This window comes from Polyangium fumosum (assembly GCF_005144585.1).
Taxonomy (GTDB): Bacteria; Myxococcota_A; Polyangia; order Polyangiales; family Polyangiaceae; genus Polyangium; species Polyangium fumosum.
The window spans coordinates 33986-57620 of the sequence record NZ_SSMQ01000022.1; the positions used below are offsets into that span (position 1 = coordinate 33986).

General features: G+C 71.8%; 18 protein-coding genes. 7 read left to right on the forward strand and 11 right to left on the reverse strand.

Annotation, left to right across the window (positions count from 1 at the left end; all coding sequences use genetic code 11):
- The 3 genes from E8A74_RS52515 to E8A74_RS21520 are packed head-to-tail and all read right to left on the reverse strand — an operon-like array spanning position 1 to position 11040.
- Positions 1-6702 carry a hypothetical protein gene (locus E8A74_RS52515; protein ID WP_170229272.1) on the reverse strand — a complete coding sequence of 2234 codons (6702 nt, stop codon included), beginning with the start codon at positions 6700-6702 and terminating at the stop codon, positions 1-3.
- Between the two features lie 46 nt (positions 6703-6748).
- Positions 6749-8605, reverse strand: coding sequence for a signal peptide peptidase SppA (gene sppA, locus E8A74_RS21515; protein WP_136930928.1), 1857 nt, complete (start codon positions 8603-8605; stop codon positions 6749-6751).
- Positions 8605-11040 (reverse strand): zinc-ribbon domain-containing protein, encoded by a 2436-nt coding sequence (locus tag E8A74_RS21520; protein ID WP_136930929.1) that lies wholly within the window; start codon positions 11038-11040, stop codon positions 8605-8607. The genes sppA and E8A74_RS21520 overlap by 1 nt, the downstream gene beginning before the upstream one ends.
- A gap of 380 nt (positions 11041-11420) precedes the next feature.
- Between E8A74_RS21520 and E8A74_RS21530 the strand changes: the two genes are divergently transcribed.
- From E8A74_RS21530 to E8A74_RS21540, 3 genes are all read left to right on the forward strand, one after another.
- Positions 11421-12551 carry a hypothetical protein gene (locus E8A74_RS21530; RefSeq protein ID WP_170229273.1) on the forward strand — a complete coding sequence of 377 codons (1131 nt, stop codon included), beginning with the start codon at positions 11421-11423 and terminating at the stop codon, positions 12549-12551.
- Between the two features lie 234 nt (positions 12552-12785).
- Entirely contained in the window at positions 12786-13094 is a 309-nt protein-coding gene (locus tag E8A74_RS21535; RefSeq protein WP_136930932.1) for a YtxH domain-containing protein, read from the forward strand.
- Between the two features lie 139 nt (positions 13095-13233).
- Entirely contained in the window at positions 13234-13743 is a 510-nt protein-coding gene (locus E8A74_RS21540; protein WP_136930933.1) for a hypothetical protein, read from the forward strand.
- A gap of 91 nt (positions 13744-13834) precedes the next feature.
- Here the strand turns inward: E8A74_RS21540 and E8A74_RS21545 are convergent, their stop codons facing one another.
- The 4 genes from E8A74_RS21545 to E8A74_RS21560 are packed head-to-tail and all read right to left on the reverse strand — an operon-like array spanning position 13835 to position 16349.
- Positions 13835-14152, reverse strand: coding sequence for a hypothetical protein (locus E8A74_RS21545; RefSeq protein ID WP_136930934.1), 318 nt, complete (start codon positions 14150-14152; stop codon positions 13835-13837).
- A gap of 14 nt (positions 14153-14166) precedes the next feature.
- Positions 14167-14397, reverse strand: coding sequence for a hypothetical protein (locus E8A74_RS21550; protein WP_170229274.1), 231 nt, complete (start codon positions 14395-14397; stop codon positions 14167-14169).
- Positions 14398-14434: 37 nt separating this feature from the next.
- The gene (locus E8A74_RS21555; RefSeq protein ID WP_136930936.1) at positions 14435-15268 is read right to left on the reverse strand and encodes a sensor histidine kinase; all 834 of its coding nucleotides are present in this window, start codon (positions 15266-15268) and stop codon (positions 14435-14437) included.
- A complete protein-coding gene (locus E8A74_RS21560; protein WP_170229275.1) occupies positions 15246-16349 on the reverse strand; it encodes a PAS domain-containing sensor histidine kinase in 1104 nt (367 codons plus the stop codon). Before E8A74_RS21560 ends, E8A74_RS21555 begins: the two co-directional genes overlap by 23 nt.
- Before the next feature lie 59 nt (positions 16350-16408).
- On the opposite strand from E8A74_RS21560, the gene E8A74_RS21565 reads away from it, so the two are divergent.
- Positions 16409-16891, forward strand: a complete 483-nt coding sequence (locus E8A74_RS21565) for a response regulator (RefSeq protein WP_269749885.1) — start codon at positions 16409-16411, stop codon at positions 16889-16891.
- 57 nt (positions 16892-16948) lie between these two features.
- Here the strand turns inward: E8A74_RS21565 and E8A74_RS21570 are convergent, their stop codons facing one another.
- Entirely contained in the window at positions 16949-17998 is a 1050-nt protein-coding gene (locus E8A74_RS21570) for a DHH family phosphoesterase (protein WP_170229276.1), read from the reverse strand.
- A 204-nt stretch (positions 17999-18202) separates the two neighbouring features.
- Positions 18203-20209: a serine/threonine protein kinase gene (locus E8A74_RS52520; protein ID WP_170229277.1), complete on the reverse strand. Its 2007-nt coding sequence runs from the start codon at positions 20207-20209 to the stop codon at positions 18203-18205.
- Between the two features lie 104 nt (positions 20210-20313).
- On the opposite strand from E8A74_RS52520, the gene E8A74_RS21590 reads away from it, so the two are divergent.
- The gene (locus tag E8A74_RS21590; RefSeq protein ID WP_136930940.1) at positions 20314-20556 is read left to right on the forward strand and encodes a hypothetical protein; all 243 of its coding nucleotides are present in this window, start codon (positions 20314-20316) and stop codon (positions 20554-20556) included.
- A gap of 13 nt (positions 20557-20569) precedes the next feature.
- Here the strand turns inward: E8A74_RS21590 and yhbY are convergent, their stop codons facing one another.
- Positions 20570-20872, reverse strand: a complete 303-nt coding sequence (yhbY, locus tag E8A74_RS21595; protein ID WP_136930941.1) for a ribosome assembly RNA-binding protein YhbY — start codon at positions 20870-20872, stop codon at positions 20570-20572.
- Between the two features lie 151 nt (positions 20873-21023).
- Between yhbY and E8A74_RS21600 the strand changes: the two genes are divergently transcribed.
- On the forward strand, positions 21024-21497 hold the full coding sequence (locus tag E8A74_RS21600; RefSeq protein WP_136930942.1) for a host attachment protein: 474 nt from the start codon (positions 21024-21026) through the stop codon (positions 21495-21497).
- A gap of 58 nt (positions 21498-21555) precedes the next feature.
- Positions 21556-22977 (forward strand): MATE family efflux transporter, encoded by a 1422-nt coding sequence (locus E8A74_RS21605; RefSeq protein ID WP_136930943.1) that lies wholly within the window; start codon positions 21556-21558, stop codon positions 22975-22977.
- 71 nt (positions 22978-23048) lie between these two features.
- Here the strand turns inward: E8A74_RS21605 and E8A74_RS21610 are convergent, their stop codons facing one another.
- Positions 23049-23597 (reverse strand): dihydrofolate reductase family protein, encoded by a 549-nt coding sequence (locus E8A74_RS21610; RefSeq protein ID WP_136930944.1) that lies wholly within the window; start codon positions 23595-23597, stop codon positions 23049-23051.
- Positions 23598-23635 lie beyond the last annotated feature (38 nt).

Consider the following 23635-nt stretch of genomic DNA (forward strand, 5'->3'; position numbering starts at 1 on the left):
TCAAGTGCCACGAAAGCGGCTCGGCGGTCCGTTCTTGTTCCCTTCGGTGGAAGGCGCCGCGCGGAAGCGGGCCTCGGCATACTCGCTACGCGTGGCGAGTCGAACGAGATCGGCGAGGGCCGGGTGCGCCGCGCAAGCCCGCGCGAGGCCCCCCTCGGCCGTGAGAGGCGTGTCGATCTCGAGCTTGAGCTCGGCAACGACGAGGCGAAGGGCCGTGGGAAGGTCGCCGCTCGCGAAGAGGCCGGCGCGGCGGGCGGCACGGCGAGCGCTTTCCATGGCGGCCTCGTAGGTGATGCCGTCGGGCTGGGCGAAGATCTCGCGAAGGCGGCGGTCCCCACGGGGAGGGACGATTTGCCAGAGGTCCTGGCCGAGGCGCGCGACGCCGGGATCGGTGCCGCCGGTGGGGCCCACGGGGCCAAAAGCGGCGCGGAGGGCCTCGATGAGGGTGCGGAGGTGCTCCTCGGGGAGGCGGACGAGGACGTGCTCGGGCATGGCGCCGGCGATGGAGGCGCCGAGGAGGTACCGAAGCTCGGGGGTCTCCTCGCGGATCTCGCCGGAGAGGACGACGGCCGGAGGCGCGAGGAGCGCGACCTGGACGCCGAGGGCGGAGGCCTGGTTCGGGGCGCCGGCAGGCACGCGGCGGTGGAAGAGCGGGGTGCGGGCGGCGCCAAAGACGCGCGTGACGGAGCCCCACACGTCGCCGAGGACGGTGGGCGCGCCGGGCTGGACGCGGAGGGCGCCGGTGAGGCCGTAGTGGCTCGGCTCGCGGCGGTAACGGCCGGTCTCCCAGGTGATGGCGAGGGCCTCGTTGATGGGGCTCTCGACGTTGCGGAAGAGGAGCGCGAGGACGAGCTCGGGCGCGGAGGCGAGCGCCGAGAGCGCGGGAGGCGCGACGGCGCGGCCGGCCGGATCGAAGCCCGCGAGGACGTGGTCGACGGCGCGGGCATAGGCGCCGTTGCGGTCGAGCAACGCAGCCTCGTGGAGCTTCTGGAGCGTGGTTCGATCGCCGGGGCGGAGCGACGCCTGGTGCTTGCGGACGACGAGGAGGTCACGCGAGCGCGCCTCGGCGTTCGCGCCGTAGAGCTCGACGAGGCGCTCGCCGGCGTCGTACGAGCCGGCCATGAGCTGCTCGAAGAGCGCCGTCTCGCGCGCAGGTCCGCCGCCCGGGGCCGGAGCCGGAGGCGCGGTGCGGGCGCGGGGTTGCGCAGGCGGCGGGGGCTCCTCGACGATCGGCGCGGGGAGCGGCTTTTCCGCGGGCGGCGGCGGCGGGCGGAGGCCCGTCGGCATGGAGCGGATGGCGCTCGCGGCGAGGGGGATCGGGATGTCGTCGTCGTCGACCGCGTCGTCGAACGCGCTGTCGAAGGCCTCTTCGAGGTCGAGGACGAGGGCCTGGCCGTCGTCGCCGAGGGGCGCGGGGGCCGGCGGAGGAGGCGGGGGCGGCGGATCGGAGGGCTCGACGATGAGGCGCGGCCTCCGCGCATGGGCGAGCTCCTCGGCGATCTGCGCGGTGAGGTTGCGATCAGGGGCGGCGAGCGGGAAGGCGTCGGCGTAGAGGCGGATGGCCTCGTCGGGGTCGGTGGCGACGACGAGGCGGCCGAGCTGGTAGAGGAAGCGGGCGCGATCGAGGCCGGCGCTCTGGCGAATGAGGTCGAAGAGGGCAGCGCGCGCAGCCTCTGGCTCGCCGTAGCCAGCGACGAACTCGAGCTTCTTGCGCATCGCGATCGGGCGGGTGTCGGGCTCGACGGCGGCCGTGTCGAGGAGGCGCGACGCGGTCTCGAGCTGGCCCGCGGAGAGGGCCGCGTCCGCCGCGGCGAGGGCGACGCGGCCACGGCTGCGGAGGCCACGGAGGTCGCCCGTCAAGGCGCGCTCGAAGAGGGGCAAGGCCGCGTCGAAGTTTTTGTTGCGCACGAGGCGCTCGGCCATGCCGAGGGCGATGAGCGGAGCCGGGCCGAACGCAGCATGCCGGCGCGAGAGCTCGCGCATGCCGGCGCCGCCGCCCTGGATGACGTCGAGCTCCTCGGCGAGCAGGAACGCTTGGAGCTCCATCTGCTCGGGCGTGAGGTGCTCGGCGATGCGCATGAGCTCGTCGATGGCGTGCTGCGCTTCGCGAGGCGTGCCGCCGCCACGCGCGCGGTACTCGAGGCGGCGCGCTTCGAGGACGGCCTCGGCCGAGTGCGGCGCGAGGCGGACGGCACGGCGGACGCGGTCGAGGGCGGTGGCCTCGTCGCCGGTCGAAGAGGAGGCGCGCGCCGCCTCGACGAGGTAACTCGCGCGTTTGTCCGCGGGCTCGCGGGAGGCGGTGGCGAGCTGATCGAGGGCCTCGGAGAGGGTGCGGGCGTCCCCCTGGTGGCGAGCGATCGAGACGCGCAGCTCGATGACGGCGTCCCGCGCGGCGATGGGCGCGATGCTCTCCAGGATGTTGCGCGCGGCCTGGGCGTTGCCGCCCGCGAGCCAGTCGTTCGCGGCGCGGATGCCGTACTCGGCGCGCTCGTCGGTCTTCGCGGAGAGCTCGCCGAGGCGCTGCCAGAGAGGCGCTGCCCGGAGCGGCGATCCGAGCCGCTCGTGGATGTCGGCGAGGAAGCGGAGCGCGCTCGGATCGTCGGGCGTCTCCGCGAGGAGCGCGTCGAGCTCGGCGCAAGCGTCCTCCAGGCGGCCGAGGCGCTGCTCGAGGACGGCGGCGCGGCGCAGGCGGAGCGTGCGGCGAAGATCGGGCGTCGACGCCGCGGCAATGCGCTTGCCGAGGATGTCGGCGACGGCGGCGTGATCGCCCTGCGAGGCCGCGTGTGCTTCGAGCCCTTCGAGGGCTTCTTCGTTGTCGGGCGCGAGCTCGCTCGCGGCCTTGAGGTGCGCGACGCCGGCCTTGTGATCACCGAGCGCTTCGAGGAGCGCCGCGAGCTCACGCAGGATGGCCGCGCGCGCGACGGCGTCGTCGGTCCGCTGGAGCTGGAGGTTCAGGAGCGCGACCTGCGCGGGGCGATCGCCCGTGCGGCGCGCGAGGCGCAGCGTGGTCGCGAGGAGCTCGTCGGTCGGCTCGCTGTCCTGGAGGATGCGCTTCAGGACGTCGAGCGCGGCCGCGTCCTCGCCGCGGCCCGCAAGCATGGTCGAGAGATCGACCGCGATGCGCACGCGGGACATCGGGCCGAGGTCCTGGCGCGCGAGCTCGGAGGCGAGCACGGCCTCGGCCTCGCTCGCGCGCTCGGACAGGACGAAGAGCCGGCGCATGCTGGAGAGCGCGGCCTCGCGTTGCTCGGGCGTGATGCTCGGGGATCGTAAGGCGCGTTCGAGCGTCTCGATCGACTCGGCGAAATTGCCTTCGCGCTCTTTGCGCTCGGCGACGTGGAGCAGGGCCGCGAGCCGAACATCTGGGGCGACGGCCGCGTCGAGGTCACGCGCGAGCGCCGCGTCGCCCGAGGCGAACACGGCTGCGTCGGCGTCGCTCACGAGCAGCTCGTCGTCCGGAGCGCGGCGCGCCGCCTGCACGAAGAGCGTGCCCGTGACGAGCGGATCCCCGATCGCATGCGCGAGCTTGCCGCCGAGACGGAGGAGCGCGACGCCGACGCTGGCGTACGGCTTAGCGACGGCGAGCAGCAGGGATTCGAGGAAGGCGCGGGTCGTCGCCGCGTCGCCCGCGGCGACCATGGGCGCGAGCTCGACGAGCGTGTCGTACTCGTCAATGTCGCCGTCCGCGGCCACGGCGCGTTCGACGAGCGAGAGCCCGAGCGCGTACGCGCCGAGGATGCCGAGCGCGACCTTGGCGAGGGCCACGGCCGCGCGCGCGCCATCCGGTCCATCGGTTCGCTTCAGCGCGGCGAGGGCCGCGGTTTCGAAGCGGGCGACGAGCGGCCCGACGTGGCTCACGGACGCGATGAGCTTGCGCAGCGCCTCGCCGATCTCCTCGATGGTCCCGAGGTCCGGCCGCGCCGTGAGCGCGCGCAGGAGCAGGTCGAAGCGCATGCGGCTGCCCTCGCCCGCGGCCTTCGCGAGCGAGGCGGCGCGCTTGAGCCACGCGGCCCGCACGCCCCCGTCGGCTGCCTCGGCGACGCGCTCGATCGCGCGGATGGCCTCGGTCGGGTTGCCGCCGCGCTCCGCGAGGCGCGCCATCAAGAAGTACGACGTGCCCTCGGACGGGACGGCTTCGAAGCACGCGACGGCGTGGCGAAGCGCCGCCTCGGTGGCGCCTCTTCGTTCGAGCTGACGCGCGCCGCGGTAGTGCGCCGCGCGCCGCCCGTAACAACCGAGCGCGGCGGCGGCGAGCACGTCGTACGTGCGATCGAGCACGTCGATGCCGCCCTCCACCGCGGAGGATCGCTCGACGATCGCTACGGCTTCGGCGCGCGACGGGTCGATCTGGATCGCGCTCGCGCCGATCTCGAGCGCGCGCTTCGGCAGCCCGTTCGCGACGGCGAGGTTCGCGGCCTCGATGAGCAGGCTCGCGCGACGGCGCGGCTCGGACGTGAGCGTCTCCGAGCGCCGCACGATCGCGTCGAGCGCAGCCGCAGGACCCGCGAACGTCACGAGGTCCCGCGCGTACCGCTCCATCCCGCCGCGCGGCGCGGCCACCGCGGCCCGCCAGAACGCCTCCTCTGCCCCTGCCGAATCCTGCGCGAGATCCCAGCGCACGGCCCCGAGATCCCTGAGCCCGCTCGACAGGTTCTCGAGGGCCGATTGCTCCGGCCCGTCCACGAGATCGCCGAGCGCGTGCACCCTCGCCTCGACGAACGCGACGAGCCCGTCCGAGCCGAGCGACGCGCCGCTCTGCTGCATCTTGTCGTCGAGCGCGTCGAGGTGCTCGTGTAGGTGCCGCGACTCCGCGCCCTTCGCCGCGGCGCGCGCGAGCTCCGCCGCCGCGCCGTCCCAGTCCTCCGCGGTCGCGCGCCGCTGCGCCAGATCGAAGAGCCGCTCGATCGTGCGCTCGTTCTTCGTGTCCGCCGAGACGAGCCGCTCCAGCAAGATCACGCCGAGCGCCACATCCTCTGCGCGATCACTCATCGCGAGCAGCCGACCACGCAGCCCCGGCACGCGCGGCCCGTACATGTCGAGCGCGCGCCTCCCGACGTCGATCGCCCGCGGCGCGTCGAGCTCGAAGAGCAGCGCGAGCGCGTCGCCGAAGAGGCTCGCCATGTCGTCGAGCGGCCGCGGCTGCGCGAGCACCCACCCGAGCGCGTCCTCCAGCCGGTCCGGATCGTACGCCTGTGAAGCGAGCCGTACGAGCTCGCGCATCGCGTTCGGGCATCCCGGGCGAAGCGCGAGCCAGCGCTGCGTCCACGTCACCGCGAGCGCCATCTCCCCGACCGCTTCGAACGACTTCGCGAGACCCTCGCAGAGCGACGAGCGGATCAGCATCGTCGAAGCGCCGCCCTCGACCGCCATCGCCGCGTCGAGGTCCGGCATCGCGATCGTCGCCTTCGCCAGCGCCGACAGAGCGCGCGCCGACCCGGGATCCGTGAGGCACGCGTCCTCCGCGGTCCTCCGCGCGAGCGACGCGATCCCGAGCCCGAGGTAGCCCTCCGCGGCCACCGCGAGCAGGCTCGCGCTGACCTCTCCGCTCGTCTCCGCCGCGATCTGCACGAGCGCATCGGCGCGCTCGCGCTCCTTCGACGCGCCGAGCGTCGCCTGGAGCAACGCCGCCGCCGCGACCTCCGAGCCCTTCGCGCGCGCCGCGATCGACGCGATACTCCCGCCCTTCTGCCGGAGCTCGCGCCGCACCGAAGCGATCCCATCGAGCGACGCGAGCGCGACGGCGCGATCCGCGAGCAACCCGAGATCACTCTCGACCTCGGCCACGATCCCCGCGTCGAGCACGGCCGCGATCGCGCGCGCCGCGTTCCCCTCGTCGAGCGCCCGCGACACGCGGCGCAGGTGCACCTGCCGCGCGCGGTACCGGTTCGTCTGGAAGGCGGCGAGCGCATGATCACGCAGCGCCTCGTCGGCCGCGCCTGCGGCGCCGCGCGCGGCGAGCGCGTCGACCATCGTGTTCGCCGCCATCTCGTCTTCGGGCGTGATCTCGAACGCGCGCAGCCGATCCTCGAGCGCGCTGTCCGCATCTTCGAGCGCCTCGTGCCGCGCCGCCGCCGTCAAATACCCCGCCGCCGCGTCCGCTTTCGGGATCGCGTCCTGCGCCCACGCCGCGATCGTCCCGATGAGCTCGAGCGGCATCGGCTGGCTCGAATCGAACGCGGCCGCCTCCTTCAGCGCCTCGGCCGCGCCTTTCGGATTGGCGCCTCGCGCGAGCAGCACCGCGATCTTCAAGAGCGCCTGCGCCGACGAAGCGGGCCGCGACGGATCACACGACGCGCGCAGCACCTCCGCGGCTGCGATCGGCTCCCCGAGCCCTGCGAGCCACTCGGCGAGCTCCGAACGCAGCCCATCGTCCTCACCGAGCTCGAGCGCGCGCCGCGCCACGTTCACGGCCGTGTCGAGCTCCGTCTCGCGGGACGCGAGCAGCCGCGCCAACGTCGACGCGGCCTCGCGCTCACCGGCCACATCGCCGGCCTCTCGACAACGCGCGACTACGCCGCGCAGGTGGGCGATTTCCGCACGAGGGCCGTGATGCCGCAGGATCGGCTCTTCCGTGCGGTTCGCCTCCAGCACGAGGGAACCTGCCGAGGTGGGCGCCGGACGGTCAGCGAGCTCGGGCGGCGGCATGGTGCCTCGCCGCCCGACCGGCGCGGCGTCTTCATCCGTCGCGGAAAAATAGCTCATGGAAGGGCGCGGCCAGGCTACCAGAGGCCGCGGACGAGCGGTGAGCTCAACGCACGATGAGACCGAACGGCATGGCCGCCAGCGTACGCTCGCCCGACAGGAAGGGCGCCATCGAGCCCAGATACCGGGCGACCTCGGGCAGGAGCGCGCCCACCTCGGGCAAAAGAGCGTCCACGGCGGCTTGCCGCGCCGCCCGCGCAGCCTTGCTCTCCTGCGCCGCGCCCGCCTCTCCATCCTCTGCGGCTTCGAGCAAATCGAGGAGCCCCGAGCCCTCGCCCACCACCTCGGCCGGCGCGTCGTCCGGCAGATGCGCGAGCTTTCGCGCGAGCGTCACGGCGTCGACGAGCCCGCCGAGCTCGTCAACGAGGCCCCTCTCCTTGGCCTCGACCCCGCCAAAAATCCGACCCTCGGCGCTCTCGGCGACCTTCTCGACCGCCATCCCCCGCCCCTCGGAAATGCGCCGGACGAACACATCGTAGATCGACTGCATCGACCCGAGCACCTTCTGCCGCGTCGGCTCGTCCCACCCCTGGAACGGCGACATGTACGTCGCGCGCTTCGCCTTCAGCGGATCGGTCGCGGCCGCGATCGTCTCGGTCGTCACGCCGATCTCCGCGAGCGTCTTGCCCACGGCGAGCTTCCCCGACACGACGCCGATCGACCCGAGGATGCTCGTCGGCTCGGCGACGATCTTCGTCCCCGCGCAGGCCAGGTAATACCCGCCGCTCGCGGCCATCCCTCCGACCGACACGACGAGCGGTTTGTCCCCGCGCAGCTTCATCAGCCGCTTCCACAAAAGATCCGACGCGAGCGCCGATCCGCCGGGCGAATCGATCCGCAAGACCACCGCCTTCGTCGACTCGTCCTTCTCCAGCCGCGCGATCGTCCTGCCGAGCTCACGCTCGTTGATCCCGTCGCTCCCGCCGAGCGGCGACGACGGCGCGCCGCCCATCGCGATCGCCCCTGTCGCCGGCACGATCGCCACGTGCGGCTCTCCGCCCGAGCCCGGCCCCGCGAGCACACGGATTACATCGATGATCCCGCCCGACACCGGCTCCGGCGACGCGCCTCCGCCGAACCGCACGCTCACGCGCTCCGCGCCCGCGAGCTTCTTCGCCTCGTCACGCGCCTCGTCCGCGTACCCGACCTCGTCGACGAGCCCCTTCGCCTTCGCCTCTTCCGGCGGGAACGGCCCATCCTCCACGATGTCCGCGAGCTCGGGTTTGCCGCGCCCCTCCGTGATCGCCGACAGCCACGCCGAGCGCAGCCCGCGCAGCGCGCCCTCGACCGACTGCCTCGCCTCTGGACTCGCGCTGTCGCGCGTGAACGGCTCCTGCGCGCCCTTGTACTTGCCGACCTGCAGGAAGTTCACCTCGACGTGCAGCTTCTCCAGCAGGCGATTGCCGAACACGAGCTCGGCCGCGAGGCCCACCGACTCCACGCCTCCAGCCGGGCTCACCCACACACGATCACAGCCCATGGACGCGAGCAGCAGCGTCGCGTTCCCGAGATCGTCGGCGTGACAAACCACGGGCTTCTTCGCCTTGCGGATCGACGCGAACAGGCGCCCGATCTCGTTCGCCCGCGCGAGCCCGAGCCCTGCGGTCCCGAGCTTCACGAAAAACCCCTTCGTCGTCTCGCGCTCGTTCGCCGCGCCGATCGCCTGCACGAGATCGGCGTGCGTGCGCCCCCGCGGCGAGCCGAAGAGCCCGCCCTGCGACGACTCGGGCGCCCCGCGCGACAGATCGATCTCGACCACCGAAGGCCCGCTCAGCGCCGGCGAGACCCGCGCATTCGTGGTGCTCCGCGGCCTCCCCTCGCAGCCCGCGCCCGCGACCACGAGCGCCGCGATCGAAAGGCCGAGCGCCCCCAGACGAACACGTCGGTCTCGCCTCTTCTTCATCAGGGCTCCCAGGAATCCGCGAACTTGGCGAGCCGCTCCTTCGCGCGCTTCGTGTGCGGGTTCGCGTCGCCGCCTTTCTCGATGATCTTGCGGTAGAGCGTGCTCGCCGTCATGCGTTCGCCGTTCTCCCACCGGAGATCCGCGAGCGCGGCGACCGCATCCAGGTTCGTGCCGTCCGCGGCCACGGCCTGCTCGTAGAACCGGATCGCCGCGGCGCGGTCGCGCTTCTTCTGCGCGAAATCCCCCTGCGCCTTCAGCACCTTCGTGTCCTTCGGCGTCTTCTCCGCGAGCTGCTTCAAGAGGGGCTCGGCCTTGTCGAGCTCGCCCTTCTCGATCGCCTCGATCGCGGATTTCAGCGCGTCGTCCCCCGCCTCCACCTTGAGGCTCGCGGCCTCGACCTCGGGCTTCTTCGCGCCCTCCGCGCTCGCCATGAACGCGCGCAGCGACGCCACGAGCGGGTGGGGCCTCGGCATCGCCGCGAGCCTGTCGAGCTCGACCTTCGCGCCGGCCGTATCGCCCGATCGGGCGAGCGCGTAGATCAACATCGACCGCGCACGCCCGAGGTTCTGCTCGTCCCGCGCCGCGGCCCTGAGCCGCTCGATCACCGTCGCCCACACCGGCGCCGCCTCGGCCAGATCGAGCGTCGCGAACAAGAGCTCGTCGCTCGCCTGCGGGGTCGCCTTCGGCAGCGTCGCGACGAGCTTCCGCGCGCCGTCCATGTCTCCCGCGAGGCGAAGCGCGTCGATCCGACAGCGCGTCACGTCCGCGTCGGCCGCCGCGATCGACTGCGCCCGGTCCGCCGCCTGCTTCGCGCGCCCCACCACGAGATCGAGCTCGCGCTTCGCGTTCGGCAGATCCGGATCCGACGCGCCGAGCAGCCGCACCTTGAGCCACGCCACGTCCGCGCGCACGACCGCGAGGCGCGCGAGCCGCACCGCCACGCGCAGATCCGCGTCCGCGATCGCGCTCGCCTTCACGTACGACTCGTTCGCCGCGTCGAGATCCCCATCCCGCAGATCACGATCGCCCTGATCGAGGAGCGCCCCGAGCCGCGCGTCGCCTTGCGTCGACGCCGCCGCCCCGCTCCCCTTCGGCAGGTACTCGCGCCCGACCATCACCGCGCCGAGCGCGCCCGCGCCGAGCAGCAAAACCCCCACGATCCAGCGCGCTGCATGCGGACGACGCGGCGGCACGCCCGAAACCGAGAGCACATCGTCGCTGTTCAGCAGCGCCGACGACGGCGGCAACGACGTGGGCCCGCTCGACGGCGGCGTCGCCGGCGGCGACTTCGAGGAGATCGGCTTCGCCGGCTCGGCTTTTGGCGGCGCGGGCGTGGCCTTGCCCGCCGTCAGCGCCGGCGGACGATCCATCATCAGCGTCGGCCCTTCGCTCGTCGGCGGCCGCTCCATCATGAGCGTCGGATCGTCGCCGCTCGAAGGCCCCGCGTCCTGCACGTTTGGCGGCTCGGGCGTGGCCTTTCGCGGCAGCGGCGGGGGCTCCGGCGGCGGGAACATCGGCGCGGACGCCGCGGCCTTTCGGGGCGGCGGCGGAGGCTCCGGCGGCGGAAACATGGGCGACGACGGCGCGGTTTTTCGCGGCAAGGGCGGCCCCTCGGCCGGCGGCGACGGGAACATCGGCGCCGACCCCGCGGGCTTGCGCGGCGGCGGCGGAGGCGGCGGAAGCGCGCTGATCCGCTCCACGGTCCCACCTCGCTCGTCCGACGACGAACCCGCTTGCGCGCGCATCGGCGGCGGCGACCCGAAACCGCCGTTGTTCCGCGTCGAGATGGGCGCCTCCACGACGTCCATCGTGTTCAGCTCTTCGAGCCCGCCCGGCACGCGCGGCGCCGCGAGGGCCGGGATGTCCGAACCCTTGTCGGCCCCGGCCGACGCGGGCGGGCGCACCGACGCCGGCCTCCGCCCGAGCAACGCGCCGCCCATCGCCATGGGCGGAGCCGCAGCCGCTGGGGCCTGCTGCTGACGCCCGGGCAACGCGAACACGACCGAGCCTTCTTGCCGCGGGGGCTGCGCCGCCCCTCCGCCGAGGCCTGCGGGCGTCCTCGTTCGGGTCCGCGCGGCCGGCGGCGGCGGCGTCGTCCCGGTGCCGGGCACCGTCATGCCGATGCGGTTGAAGAACGGATCGAGCTCGGCGATCGACCCGAGCCTGCGCGGCCGGCTGTTGCCGCGGGAAAGCACGTCGTCGCGGGTCACCTTCCCGTCGTGGATCGCGCCCTGGAGCTCGCGCAGGGCGGAGAACTCGATCTCGCGCCCGTCGACGGTGCGTACGACCCACGTATCGGGGACCGTCCCCACGGATGCGCGGCGCACCTTGAACTGGTGCCCGCAGGTCGTGCACTTCACGGAGGTGCCGCGCTCGGAGACGAGAGCGTCATCGAAGTCGTACACCGTGCCGCAGCGCTCGCAGGTGACTTCCATGGGGAACTTGGCAGCTTTCCTCTTTGTGCACCGGGACGCAACGGCCGCGAAGGCCGGCGCTGCGGCGCATCAGGCTCCTACTTCTACCGCGCTTGCCCTGTCGTGCTCCACTGTTCGACACGCAGGAGCCGTGGATCCTCCGCGCTCGGCCCGCCGGATCCTGGATGCCACAGCCGATCGTGAACGCCCTTTCACGATCCGACCCCACGCGCCACGCCCGCCCCCCTCTCTCCATCGCGGATCGGCGCGACAAAACCCAGCGCGATCCCGCGGCCTTGTACAGGGCATGCTGCTTGCTAGGCTCCTCCTGTTGCCCCGGCCTTCGTCAAGGCCCGGGAAGACCTGCTTCGCGGCGTGGTCGATGCTTATTGGGAGACGGTATGAAGCGACTTTCTCTGCTGGGCTTCATCGGCATGATGGCGACGTTGCTCGCTGGCTGTCCCATCTACGACGACGACGGCGAGTGGAACGAGGGACCGTGCCCCTCGGGGGACTGCTCGAATCCAAACGGCTGCAACGACTCCAATGATTGCGGCGTGAACGAGACGTGCGGCCGGGACAACGAGTGCCACACGGGCGACTGCACGATCTGGGGATGCACCTCGGACTTCGAGTGCGTCATCGAGGGCATGCAGGCGAGCTGCCAGCCCGGCGGCACAGGTGGCACAGGCGGCACAGGCGGCTCGGGCGGGACCGGCGGCACGGGAGGCGTGGGCGGCTCCGGCGGCTCCGGCGGCTCGGTCACCTGGTGCGGCAACCCCGACGACTGCCCCATGGGCGAGACCTGCGCACCCGACGGGACCTGCCATCCGGGCACCTGCGACACCGTCGGTTGCATCTACGGCTACGCTTGCGAGGCTTCGCAGTGCGTCCCGCAGAACCCCGCGGCGTGTGGCACGGACGCCGACTGCAGCGCGCTCGGCGCCGGCTACGCCTGCGTCAGCGGCGTGTGCACCGCGCCCGCAGATCAGTGCACGGACCAGACCCAGTGCCCTGCGAACAACAAGTGCGTCGACGGCAAGTGCACCCCGGCGTGCAACGACAACGCCGACTGCGACGGCGGGTACACCTGCGACCCCGTCGGCGTCTGCACCGTGCCGGCCAAGCCCTGCACCATCACGAACGACTGCGGCTCGGCCGATGAAGTCTGCGTCGACGGCGCGTGCGTCCCGCGCAGCCAGATGGGCATGTGCCCGCCGGGCGACGTGTGGGTGGAGAACGGCTGCATCCCGAACCAGACGGCCGCGTTCTACTGCAACCAGGATGGCGTGCAGGACGCCTGCGCCGCGGGCTCCATCTGCCTGCACCACGCCTGCTACATCTCGTGCGCCCCGCCGAACGACAACGCCTGCAACAACCTGCCGTCGTTCGACGTCTGCAAGCCCGTCTCGACGATGTCCGGCGACCACCAGGTCTGCGGCTCGAACGACAACCTCGGCAATGAGTGCGATCCCACAGCCGGGCTCGCCTGCGCGTCGGGCAAGATTTGCATCGACGGCTTCTGCAAGTAGCTCCCCCCTTCTCGCATCCTGCCCCTCACACGGCGCCGCGGACATTTTTGCGGCGCCGTGTGCGCTCGCCCTGCCCGCTCCCGCTGTGGCATGCGTGCTGCCTGGCCCTCCCGCGCGGATTCGATCGAGCGCTCACGTGGTTCGTTTCGCGCTGGGAGCTTCGGGTCACCTGCAGCGACCCCCAGCTCCCAGCCCCACGTGAGGCTCCGATCCATCCCCGACGGAGCCTAAACAATGAAGAACTACGGATTCCTCCAGCGTTTGGCAGAGTCGTTCCCTTACGAGCGCAGGACCACGACGAGCTGGCTCGTGCCAGCCTCCATCGGGGTCGGCGTCGGGGTGGCCCTCGGCGTGGGCATCGGCTTGCTCTACGCGCCGCGCACGGGCGAAGAGACCCGAGAGCGACTCCGCCAGGGCGCCGATCGGGTCAAAGACCGCGCGCGCTTCACCGCCGGGCGCGTCCGGGGTGAGCTCGAGTCTGCCGCGAACCAGATCCGCGAGCGCTCGTTCGCCACATCGAACGAGGCCGGCCAGAGCCGTTAGCGCCGACGCGCGCGCCGGCGTTCGTGACGCGCTCCACACACACCTCACGTGCGAACCGTGTACGCGCTGCGTGCACGGTTTGCACGCTTTGGGGCGTCGAAGCTCCTGCGCGGTTCGTCCGCGCGAAAGTCGCGGCATCATGAAACACGAGATCCTCATCGCTTTCTTCTTCGAACGCGCGCAGGCGGACGGCGCGCTCGCTTCGCTCGCCGAGCTCGGCGTCCTGCCCGGCGACGTCAGCGTCATCCCCAAGCACGTCGGCCATCGAGGCGACCTCGGCCTCCACCTCGGCAGCAAGGCCTCCGAAGGCGCTGCGATCGGCGCTGCGATGGGCGGACTGCTCGGCGCGATCGTGGGCGCGCTCGGCGCCGCGGGCTCGCTCGTCGTGCCCGCGACAGGCTCCGTCTTCGCGGGTCCGGTCGTCGCGGCGGCGGCGGGCGCCGGCGTCATCGGCGCGATCGGCGTGGCGGTGGGTGGACTTTTGGGGGCGCGTCACCCGGAGTTCGAGGCGCGCTTGCTCGAGGATGCCGTCGGCATGGGCGGCTCGCTCGTCGCGGTCCGCGCCTCGCCTGCGGCTGCGGGCGCCGTCGAGCGCCTCCTCGAGGCGCGCGGCGCAAGCTTCGTCCGGCGTGAGTCGGCCGAGCCCTGAGGCCGGCCCATTCGTCGTCCCGAGGCGAGCTCGCTTCGCGCGATCTCGCAGAGCGCCGAACGAGTCGGCGCTCTCGCCGTCCTCCAGGCGCTCAGCGCGCGCCTGCGTTGCCCATCCGCTCGGCCAGCCCGTGCTCGAGCCCGGCCAGCGTCTCTTCCACCGTCGCGCGGAAGTAACGTCGCGCCGTGAAGAGCGCCGCCGCGCCGAGCAGCCGCGGCGTCAGCCCGCCGCCGAGCAGAAAGCCCACCGCGACCGCGCCGACGAGCGCCGCATGTGGGTTCGCCCGCGCCACGTCGCTCACCATCGTGAGCACCTCGTTCGGATCGACTCCGCCGAACGCTGCGAGGGGACCACGGTCCGCCCCTTGTTCCGTCGTGCCGCCTTGCCCCGCTTGTCTCTCCCCAACCATGAACCCCTCCGTTCTCATCCTTGACGCGTCATCACGCGCCCGAGCACGTACCCGAACGCGAGCGCCACGCCGAGCGCGACGAGCGGCCGCTCCTCGACGAAGGCGACCAGCTTGTCGTCGGCCCGTTTCACCTGACGAACCACCCGCGCCGCCCCCTTCGCGTGACCGTTCAGGTGGGCGCCGCCCATTTCCGATTTGTGAGGATCTTCGATCATCGCCTCGCGCTCCAGCAACGGGCGCGCCATGCGGCCTGAGCAAGGCCCGCACGGTCGAGGCGCGTGCTCACGCGTCGAGCGGGATGCAAAGCCGACAGATGGTGCCCTGGCCCTCCACGCTCTCGACCGACAAACGACCTCGGCAGAGCGTCGCCAGGTGGTGTGCCAGGTACAGACCTACACCCAGCCCGCGATACAGGTAGCTCGGCGCGTTGGAACCCCGATAGAACTTCGTGAACACCTGGCCGAGCTCGCGCGCCGGGATCCCGATCCCACGGTCCTCCACGATCACCACCGCGCTCGCCGCGTCCTCGGAGATCACCCGCACGCCGATCGGCGCCTCGGGCGGCGAGTACTTCACCGCGTTCTCCACGAGCGACGCCACGATCTGCTCCACCCGCTCCGGATCGCCCCGCACGCGCACCGGCGAGGCGGGCTCGTGAAGCGTGAACGTCCGCGACTCCAGCATCAGCCGCGCCTCGCCCACCGCCCGCCGCACCGGCTCGCGCAGGTCGAACGAGAGCGCCGCCACGCGCAGCGATCCGTCCTCGATACGGGGCAGGTCCACGAGCAGCGCCTCGATCAGACGGCCCAGCCTGCGCGCCTGCCGCATCGTCCGCGGGAACGTGTCGGGCGGGACGCTCGTCCCTCGTTCGAGCGCCCGCGCGAGCGTCATGAGCGAGACCTCCAGCGGCAGAAGCGGGCTCTTGAGCTGATGCGCGATCAGCGCGAAGAACGTCCGCATCTCCTGCCGCGCCTCTTCCTCGGCCGCCTCTCGCTCGGCGCGCTCCTGCGCGAGGCGCTCGTTTTCCTGGCGGAGGCGCGTGTTCTCCTCCTGGGCTTCGGCGAGCCTCGCTGCGAGCGCCTCGTAGCTCGGCTCAATGCGGCGGGCGAGTTTCATCGCGGTTCCCTCGTTGGGCCGGCGCCGCCACGCCTTTGCCCTCCGGCCAGTGCCTCGGCAGCACCAGCGAGAAGGCGCTCCCTCGCCCCACCTCGCTCGCGACCGTCAAGCTCCCGTGCAGACGCTTCGCGAGCCCTTGCGCGAGATAGAGCCCCACACCGAGCCCGCTCGCCGACGTCGGCACGTTCGAGCCGCGGTAGAACTTGCCGAACACGCTGGCCTGCTCCGCCGCCGGGATCCCGATCCCCTGATCGATCACGCGCACCCGCACGCGTGACTCCGTCCCCTCGACCTCTACCGTCACCACGCGCTGCCGCCCCGAGTACTTCATCGCGTTGTCGATGAGGCTGATCAGGATCTGGTGCACCCGATCCGGATCCGACGTCACGGGCACCCCGTCGCCGGGCCCGTGGTACTCGAGCCGCTGCGACGGCGCGGCCAGGCGGAAATCCTCCACCACCTCGCGCGTGAAGACCGCGAGGTCGAAGGGCGCCACGTGCACCTCCAGCGTCCCGCGCTCGATCGCCGCGGCGTCGCTCAGGATCGCGTCCACGAGCCGCCCGAGCCGGAGCGTCTGCCGCAGCGCGCGCGCCATCGTCCCCTCGGGCGGCGTCGTCCCGATGGCGAGCGCGCGCTCGATCGTCCGGAGCGAGTTCAGCACCGGCTGGATCGGCGCGCGGAGCTGATGCGCGGCCATCGACAGGAACGACTCGCGCTCGGCCGAGAGCAGCTTCGTCGTGACCGACCGATCATTCGCCGACAGGTCCCGCACGAAGGCCGTCGCGAACGCGCGGCCCCCGGGCGCCACGAGCGAGACCTCGAGCGGCACGTTCGTCCCGTCCTTTCGATGCCCGATGGCGCGCTCCGGCGCGACCGTCGCCTCGTCCCAGCGATGCCCTTCTCCGTTGGGCAGCGCCACGAGCTCCGGGAACGACTCTCCGACGAGCTCTCCGGGCGAGCGCCCGAGGAGCCGCTCCGCCGCGGGATTGGCGTACACGATCCGCCCATGTTCGTCCGCGCAGACCACCCCATCGGGCGCCCGCGCGATCACCTCGGTCCAATCGATCGTCGTCTCCTGCACGGTTACCACCTTGCGTTCGTCGACGGTGGCTTCATTAGGGACGGAGGGGTTCATTGCCAGTGGGGGGCACGAAATTGGGAAAGCGCTCGCGACCGACCGTTCTGATCGTCGATGACGACGACGAGATTCGATATTCGATGCGCAACCTCCTGGTCGTATCGGACTTCGACGTCTTGCTCGCCGCCGACGGCGTCGAGGCCCTCAAGCAGCTCGAGCGCCATCGCGTCGACGCGCTCGTCATCGATTTGATGATGCCGCGCCTCGACGGCGTGGGCGTCATTCGGGCCTTGCTCGGCAAACCCCCCGAGGCGCGGCCGGGCGTGATCATCGTCGTCTCGGCGCACGTCGAGCTCCGCCGGCGCATCATGGGCCTCGACGTCCGCCGTGTCTTCCCCAAGCCCTTCGACGCGCTCGCCCTCGTGAACGAGCTCTCGGCCGCCTTCAACGCCGGCGCCGCGGACAGCGAGCCTGCCAAGGACAAACCGCCCGCCGAGCCGACCCTCGTTGCCGTCCCCCGCGGACACGAAGGGCGCCCGGTTTGACCCGGACGCCCCCGATTTCCCCGACATTCTTCGATTTCGACGACGACGACGATTCGCTCAGCCGGCTTCGTCCGACGTCCCGATCCGTTTCCGGATCGTGTCCTCGACCATTTCCCGGACAACCTGCCAGAGCGCGTCCTGGTTCGGACAGGCCGCGAGCGGCCCGAGCGGGATCTGGAATCCGCCTTTGCCGCGCCGCCCGCCGCCGTAGGGCATCCCGAGCGGGCCGATGCCGAACGCGTCGCGCAGCCACGTCGCCGGATCCAGCGACGCATCGGTCGTGCGCAGCGAGCCGTCGATCCACCCCTCGACCAGGCCGAACGTGATCGCCGTCTTGATCCCCTCGCGCCGGAGGAGGAAGTCGGCGGCTTGCCCGATCGCGTCCCGGTCCTGCGAGCGCACCTGCCCCACGCCCGCGAAGACCCACATCCCTTCCACCTGCATCGCCTCCAGCGCCCGCCGCATGATCCGCATCGAGCTCGACGGGATCGCGTAGCGCGACAGCGCGCTCAGCACGTCCGTGTCCACGAGCTCGATGATGCTCGCGAGCGCTCGCAGATCGTCGGCGCTCGCGTGCAGCAGATCATCCGTATCGCTTCGGATCCCGTACGCCAGCGCGGTCGCGAGCCTCGTCGCGATCGCCCCGCTCTCCAGGACCCGCGTCGGCGCCTCGATCACGTACTCTGTGTAGATCGTGCTCGCGGCGCCCACGCCGAGCCGGATGTCCACGAAATCCGCGGTCGGTTTTCCCTGAATGGCGTGATGATCCACGATGGACACGCAGGGCAGCCCTGCGCTGCTCGGCAGCTCGATCGCGTTCGTGTCGACCAGGCTCAACGCGGCGTACCGGTCGAGGTCTTCCGGCGCGGTCACGCGGACGAGCGGGAGATCGAGCAAGTTCACCATCGCCCGATTTTCCGCCCGGCTCACGAGCGGCAGGTGCGCGATGTCGCACTCGATGCCCACGCTCGCGGCGAGCCTTTGATGGGCCCACGCGCTCGCCAGGCTGTCGGGGTCCGGGTATCCCCGGATGACGACGACATGCCTGCCTTCGTGCTTTCGCAGCGCTTCGAGGAGCTGTCCGACGCGGCTCTCGGCTCCGTCCACGCGCCGCGGCCCGCGCAGATCGGGAAGGTGTGGGCTGCTGCTACGGTCGGGTTCGATCCGCAACGCTTCTTGATGGTTCACCGTCTTGCCCCGGAGGTGCGGGCCTGATGCCGCACGGTCCGCCACCCACGAAAGCAAGCCGCGCGCCCATCCCGCAGCCGGGCCGTCCCGTACGAACGAGGAGGGACGTTCGCCCGAACCGCCTCAGAGCTTGAACATGGCCATGGCCGTTTCGCCCGGACGAACGGTCACGCTCTTCGACTTCGCGGCGCCGCTCGCGGGCTTGCACGTCACCGAGTACGTGCCCGCCTTCAGCGACACACGCAGCGACGACGACTTCCCCTTCGAGGCCCCGTTCACGGTGAACGAACACGGACCGCCGACCGCCACGGCGACGAGGGTCCCGTTCGCCGCGGCCGGCGCGGGCGCGGGCGTCGGGGTCGCTTTGCTCGTCGGCTCGGACGCGGCGCTGCCGCCTTTCGGCGCTTCGTCCCCGCCCGAGGGCGGCGGCGTGGCGGCCGCGACGGCTGACGCGGAGGACGCGGGCGCCTCGGCGGACGCCGCCGCGGAGGCGGTCTCGGCCGGAGGGGGCGCGGCCGAGGGAGCCGGCGTGCTCGGGGGCGCGGCGACGGCCGAGGGAGCGGGCGTGGCGACGGGCGGAGGCGTGGGGATCACGATGGGCCCGTTCTCCTGAGATTGCGTCGTCGTCGAGGCGGTCGGCTCGCCGGACTGCTTGCGCAGGAGCATGACCATGAGCACGACCACGCCGAGCAAGCCGACCGCGCAGAACGCGAGGAGCACGCGGATCATGCGCGAGCTGTCGGGCGCGGCAGCGGGCACGGGCGCGGCAGCGGGCACGGGCGCAGGCACAGGTGCGGCGGCAGCTGCAGGCGCAGGCGCAGGCGCAACGACGGGCGCAGGCGCAGGCTCCGCCGCGGGTGCGGGCGCAGGTGCGGCGGCAGCAGCGGGCGCAGGTGCGGCAACAGGCACGGGCGCAGGCGCAGGCATGACGACCGGCCCGGAGAACACCTCCGTCATCGGCTCGTCCATCCCCATCGGCGCGGGCGCAGCCTGCTGCAGCGCCGAAGCCATGTACCTTTGCGGCGCCGGCGCCCCGTAGATCCCCGAGCCGAGGTGCACGTTCGTCTCGGCGTCGTCGTCGGCGGGCAGGTGCGCGAAATCGGGGTTCACGACGCCCCCGGCCATGGGCGGCGGCGTCGGCGCGGGCAGCCACGCGGGCGCGGAGGCCGGGGACGACGGCGGCGGCGCGGGCGGCGGCACCGATCCGGTCGTCTTCCTCTCGCGCGCGGCCTGCGCGATCTGCCCGATCCGATCCACGAGCAGCCGGCCCTCGGGCGGCGAGAACGGCAAGAGCGCGTGCGCGAACGCGTGCACGCTCCGGAAGCGCGCCTCCACGTCCTTCGCGAGCGCCCAGCCGATCACCGTGTCGAGCTCCGCAGGCACGTCGCCGCGCAACTGCGACACGCGCATCGGCTCTTCGCGCGTGATCTGCAGCATCAGGTACGCGGCTTCGCCCTGGAACGGCGGACGACCTGCGAGCATCTCGTAGAGGATCGTCCCGAGCGACCACACGTCCGTGCGCGCGTCCACGTCCTTCGCCTTGCGCACGAGCTCCGGCGACGCGTACGGCGTGAGCCCGAACATCGCCGTCCCCGTGATCTCGCCCGTCGCATCTTGCGCGCCGCCGAGCAGCTTCGCCGTGCCGAACTCCGTGATCTTGATGAGCGGCGCGCCGCCGGTCCGCTGCGTGAGGAAGAGGTGCGACGGCTCGAGATCACGCACGACGATGCTGTTCGCGTGTGCCTCGGCCACGGCCTCGCAGGCTTGCAGCGCGAACAGGATCGCGTCGTGCAGCGGCAGCGGGCCGGTCTTGCGGACGTGCCGTTCGAGGTCGATGCCTTCGAGGTACTGCCGGACGAGGTAAAACGTCCCGTCGGCCTCGTTGCCGACGTCGATGATGCGGGCGACGTGCTCGGAGGCGATCTTCGAGAGGGCGCGCGCCTCGCGGCGAAAGCGCTCGATCTCGCGCGCATCGGCCTGATGCGGCAGGAGCAGCTTGATGATGGCCCGCTGGTCGAACGCGGTGTGGAACGCGTCCACCGTGAGGCCATGTTTACGCCCGAGGATGGCGCGAACGCGGTATTTACCGCCGATCAGGGCGCCGGGATGGATGTCGTTGGCGGAGCGCATGACTCGTCGTTGTCGGCGAACCGGATCGCGCGCCCATTCTTGCATGACCTCGGCGGGAGGGGTAGGAGCGTGCGTCTGGGCGAGAGACGCCCACGCTGCCGACCATGAAGCGCTACCAGCCCGGCCCCTACGACAACCTCCCCGACGTGCGGGATGGCTTGACCCGCAAGGAGCGCATCGTGCTCTATGTCCTCCACAAGACGCAGGAGGAGCGCGGGGGCCGCAACGTGCCCACGGCGATGCTCTACGGCCGCGTCGTCGAGTACATCGACATGAGCGTCGAGGAGCTCCAGCGTATCCTCGCCCGCCTGGCCGCTCCGCAGGAAAACACCCGCGGCAAGCCCTGACGGCCGGCCGCGCTCAGCCGGCCTTCGGAAGCGTGATCTTCGGCTCCTTCGGGTGACGGCGGTAGAGCAAGATCGTCCGGCCGAGCACCTGCACGAGCTCGGCGCGCACGGCGGGCGGGATCTTTTCGGCGAGATCGCCGCGCTCGTCGGGGCACTCGGTCCCGACCCGCACCTTGACCAGCTCGTGCTGCTCGAGCGCGTCGTTCACGGCGGAGACGATGCCGTCGGTCAGCCCGTGTTTGCCGAGCTGGACCACGGGATCCAGGTGATGGCCGAGCGCGCGCAGGTGGCGGCGCTGCTTTCCTGTCAGGCTCATGCGGTCCTCTTTCTCGGCCGACTCGGTCGAGGGACGGCCGGCCTAGTCCCCCGGCTCCTCCACGTCAAGCGCGCCCTCGCTCCATTGCCGGACGCACCCGACCCCTCCATGTTCCGCGCGTCGCGCCGACGAGGCGCGCGAGGAGGGACGCTTGCAAGAGGAACGCGCGCAAGAAACGGAACGAATCACGTTCGTCCTCATCGCCGACGCCAGCCGAGCTCGCCTGCTCCGGCGGGGCAAGGAGAGCGCCTCGCTCGAGGTCGTCGAGGAATTCGAACACCCCGAGAGCCGCGCCATGGCCCGGGACCTCATGGCGGACAAACCGGGCCGCGCCTTCACCGGCGGCGGCCAGGTCGCCGGACGCAGCGCCAAGGAGTACGCCACCGACCCGAAGGACGTCGAGGCCCAGAAGTTCGCGCGTAGCCTCGCCGACCGGCTCGCCTCGCTCTACGACGCGCATGCCTTCCACGCGCTCGTCCTCGCCGCGCCGCCGAAATTCCTCGGCCTCCTGCGCGGCACGCTCGCCGCGCACACGAACCACGTCGCCGAGGCTGTCGTCGCGTCCCACGAGAAGGACTACACGCAGCTCGACGTGCGCACGATCGCCGAACGAATCGCCGCCTGAGATCCAGGCACGGAATCGTCGGGCGCGCCCGCGCCGGCGAGGTATACCGGGGCCCTCCATGAGTGACGTGGCCCCGATTCCCAGTGCTTCGCGCATCGTGGACGAGACGGTGGCCCGAGGACCGCGGACCTTGCGCGCGGAGCTTCGCGAGATTGCCGCCCTCGGCGGACCCATCACGCTGAGCTTCGTCGCCAACCAGCTCCTCGGCTTCGTCGACACCGCCATGGTCGGCCGCCTCGGCGCCACCGCGCTCGCCGCCGTCGGCATCGGCAACGGCATCTTTTTCTCGATCACCGTGCTCTTCATGGGCCTCATCCTGGGCATGGATCCGCTCGTGTCCCAGGCCGAGGGCGCGGGCGATCGCAGCCGCGCCCGCGCCGTACTCGGCCAGGCCGCGCGCCTCGGCCTCGTCTTGTCGGTCCCGTGCATGGCGATCATCGTCCTCGCCGGCCTCCTCGTCGGCCGCGCCGGCATCGATCCCGAGACCTCGCGCAACGTCCTGCACTTCTTGCTCGGCCGCCTCCTCAACGTCGTGCCTTTCCTCCTGATCACGGCCTGCCGCGTGTACCTCCAGGCTCGCGGGCACACGCGCGCGCTCGTGTGGTCGGCCGTCTGGGCGAACGTCACGAACGTCATCGGCAACATCCTCCTCATCTACGGCGACGAAGGCCTCGCCTACATCGGCCTCCCGCGGGTCGGCTTGCCTTCGCTCGGCGTCCTCGGCTCGGGCCTCGCGTCGAGCATCGCCTCGCTCGTCTCGTTTGGCGTCGTGTTCCGGGACATCGTCCGGCGGGAGGGCCGGGTCCGCGCCGACGAGCTCCGCGCCGATCGCGAGACCACGCGCTCCATCGTCCGGGTTGGCTGGCCCATCGGCACGCACCTGCTCGCGGAGGTCGGCGCCTTCTCGATCGCGGGCATCTTCGCCGGGTGGATCGGCCCCGAGGCGGCGGCGGGCCATCAGGTCGCGCTCTCCCTCGCGAGCCTCTCGTTCACCATCGCGCTCGGCATGTCGAACGCGACCTCGGTCCTCGTCGGCCGCGCCGTCGGCCGTGGGGATTCCACGGCCGCGCGCCACGCCGGCCTCCTCGGCATCGCCTCGACCTGCATCGTGATGAGCCTCTCGGCCGTCGTCTTCGCCGCGGCCCCCGCGCTCTGCGCGCGGATCCTCTCGGACAAACCCGACGTCATCGCGGCGGCGGTCCCGCTCATCCGCATCGCCGCGATCTTCCAGCTCGCGGACGGCGCGCAGGCGGTCGCGGCGGGCGCGCTCCGGGGGGCGGGGGATACGACGTCGGCGCGGAATGCGAACGTGGTCGGGTATTACGCGTTCGGCATTCCGCTCGCGCTCGTGCTCGGGTTCGCCGTCGGGATGGGCGCGGTCGGAATCTGGTGGGGGCTCACGGCGGCGCTCTTCGCTGTCGCGGCGGTGCTCGTCCTCCGGTTCGCGCGCCTCGCGCCGACGCAGATGAAGCGAATCTGAGCGCCTCGCTCAGAACGAGCGGGGGTGCCGCGCCCCCGCTCCTGGTTTCCAGCGATCACGTCACGGTGCGGTCATGCGCTCCCGGCGGCTTTCCCCGAGGGACGAACCTCGTACTGGAGCAGCACCACTCCATTGCGGTACACCTTCGTCGACACGAGGTCGAGGTTTACCGGTGCGGCGAGCCGCGACACCACCGGGATTCCCCCGCCGAGCAACACCGGATTCAGCTTGAACAGCACCTCGTCGACGAGCCCCTCGGCGAGGAGCATCGCCGCGAAATCCCCGCCGCCGGCCAGGTACATGGGCTTGCCCTCCTGCGCTTTCAGCTTCCGGATGGCGCCGACGGCGTCCTCCGCGATGATTTTCACGCGTGGATTCGGGCTCTCCTTCAATGACCGCGAGAAGACGTACGTCTCCAGCATCGGATACGGATCGGTGACCCCCACCTTCAGCCCGACGTCATACGTGCGCCGTCCCATCACGACGGCGCCGTACCCCGCGAGGGATGTGAGGTAATCGGCGGCGTGATCCCCTTCCATCACGAAGAAATCGAACGAATGGTCTTCGCGCGCGATGCGGCCGTCCGCCGTGATGGCGACGTGATACACGAGTTTTCTCATATCGATCTCCAGACACACGCCGGCCCCGAAGCCGGCGT